A 2,526-nucleotide genomic window follows, 5' to 3' on the forward strand; every position below is an offset into this window, starting at 1 on the left:
TGACGGGCTGAATGACATCGATCTCTTCTCGCCCCATATGACCATCTTCCCCTGCATGCGGGTTCAGCCCAGCCACCAAAATACGAGGCTTCTCAACACCAAACTTACCGCGCATATCAGCAAGTAAAATCTCAATAACGCGCTGTAAAGATTCAGGAGTAATTGACTGGGAGACGTCCTTAAGGGGTAAGTGAGTACTTGCAAGTGATACTTTCATATGACGATTAGCAAGCATCATAACAACTTTATCGACGCCACACTTTTCTTGGAGATATTCGGTATGGCCGCTAAAACTCACTCCGGCATCGTTGATCACACCCTTATGAACTGGCGCTGTTACGATCGCAGAGAATTCTCCGGAAAGACAACCCTCGATAGCACGATCGAGAGTTCTAAGCACATAAGCGGCGTTGTTAGCGTCTAAGTGCCCAGCCATAACAGGTTGATCAACCAATACACTACATACAAACGCTTGACCTGAGCTTAACTGGTGTGAGGTATTCGGAACATACTCGACCGCTTCAAACGGCACACCTAACTGCTCAGCACGTTCAACTAGTACTTTAGGATCAGCAATGAAGACTAAAGGTGTAGACCACGATTCTTGTGCTAAAAGTACGCATAGATCAGGGCCAATACCGGAAGGCTCTCCTGGCGTGACAGCAAGATAATGAGCTCGAGTATCGCCCACTTATAAGCCCTCTACGCGAAGCGTTTCATCTTTAAACTCGATAAATGCTTCAGACTTAATTTCTTGCAACCAAATTACGAGCTCTTCCTCGAATTTTCTGCGATAGATCAACTGCCTTGCCTGGTTTTCTTGCACCAAGGCACTTATATCCTGCTGTCGACTATCTTGAACTTGTAAGATATGCCAACCGAAATTAGATCGAAATGGCTCACTGATTTCACCAACCTTCGTAGCGTTCATCACATCTTCGAACTCAGGAACCATTTGTCCAGGGCTGACCCAATCTAAAGCGCCACCATCNATCGCCGACACAGGATCATCCGAATTAGATCTCGCTAGCTCTGCAAAATCATCACCATTGATCACACGCTCGTAGAGCTTGTCGATAATCTCTTTAGCTTGACGATCGCTACGAATTGCACTCGGTGCCACTAAGATATGGCGCACCTTGCGCTGCTCAACCCACTGCTCTGTTCCACCGCGTTTATCTAAAGCGGTTATAATGTGGAAGCCACTTGCCGAACGAATCAACTCAGAAGGTTGTCCCTTCACCAAGTTTGGCAGTACATCGGCCGCAATCGATGGCAATTCATTCTCTTTACGCCATCCAATAACACCACCATTTAATGCTTGGCGGCCATCAGAACGAGCAATCGCAACTTGTTGGAAGTCTGCCCCATTCTTTAGCTCTGCTAACACGGCATCGGCACGTTCTTGCGCAGCTTCTTCTTGTTCAGGCGTAGCATCCTCAGGAACTGAAATCAGAATATGACCGATATAGTATTCTGTTCCTGAACGTTCACGTGCCTCACTGGAACTCAAGAAGTTATTAATTTCCTGCTCTGTCACGCGGACGCGACGATCAACCTCACGCTGCTGCACACGCGACACGAGCATTTCACGACGAATTTGCTCTCGCGCTGCGACATAGGTTTCACCCTCTTTCGCCAGTTGTTGTTGGAATTGCTGTAGGGTCATACCGCTTGAGCTTGCGATGTTGACTAAGGTCTCGTTGAGCTGTGCATCGCTCACACGAATACCTGCTAAGTCAGCTTTTTGAAGCTGGATGCTTTCTAGAATAAGCTGCTCTAGTACTCTTTGATTCATGATTTCTTGTGGAGGTAAACGGGTACCCTGCGCCTGCAAGCGTTGCGTAATTTGGCGCAGTCGTTGTTTTAGTTCTGATTCCATGACGATGTCATCGTCAACAATCACAAGTACACGATCTAGTAGCTCCGGTTCATCGTTTGCATGCACGATATTCGGCATCATTACAGCAAGCGTCAACATTAGAGCGATACTTTGCTGCCACTTCATTTTGATCAATCCAAACATAGTTTTACCTTAATTAATCTCGTCTTCTCGGCGTTGATACCCAGGAATCAATCCGTCCATTTTCGCATCATTAACACCCAAGCCACCCAAGCCACCGAGCTGGAAGCGGAATAAAATCGCATTATCCATTTCACTCGTGTCAGTCAGGTAACGCTGTCCTAAAACTTGTATTCGCCAGCAGCAGCTCGTGTACTCAAGACCCGCCAAGCTGCCTATCGTTCGATGAGAACCTAAATCATAACGCCACTGACCTAGCGCACTCACCTCAGCATTTAAGGGGTAAATAACCGACGTATCACTTTGCTCGATTTCGCCACGTCGAAAGCGGTGCGCTAAATTCAATATCGTATTGCTGTGTTCGCTATAATACGACGCACTCGTCACGCTTTCTTGCGTCTCGTTTTTACTGCTATCCCATAGGTTTGAATAACGGAACGTCCAAAGGTGATCAGGACGTAAAGTGACTTCTGATGCCAATAAGGAATCACCATCTAATACGC

General features: G+C 46.9%; 3 protein-coding genes. All 3 read right to left on the minus strand.

Going from position 1 to position 2,526, the window contains the following annotated elements:
* Positions 1-691 (minus strand): 4-hydroxythreonine-4-phosphate dehydrogenase PdxA (locus A3739_RS11265; RefSeq protein ID WP_068501357.1); only part of this gene is annotated, 691 nt, incomplete at its 3' end.
* Positions 692-2,026, minus strand: a complete 1,335-nt coding sequence (locus A3739_RS11270; protein ID WP_197472282.1) for a peptidylprolyl isomerase — start codon at positions 2,024-2,026, stop codon at positions 692-694.
* 9 nt (positions 2,027-2,035) lie between these two features.
* Positions 2,036-2,526 (minus strand): LPS assembly protein LptD (lptD, locus tag A3739_RS11275; protein ID WP_156502542.1); only part of this gene is annotated, 491 nt, incomplete at its 5' end.

The organism is Oleiphilus sp. HI0067 (assembly GCF_001635735.1).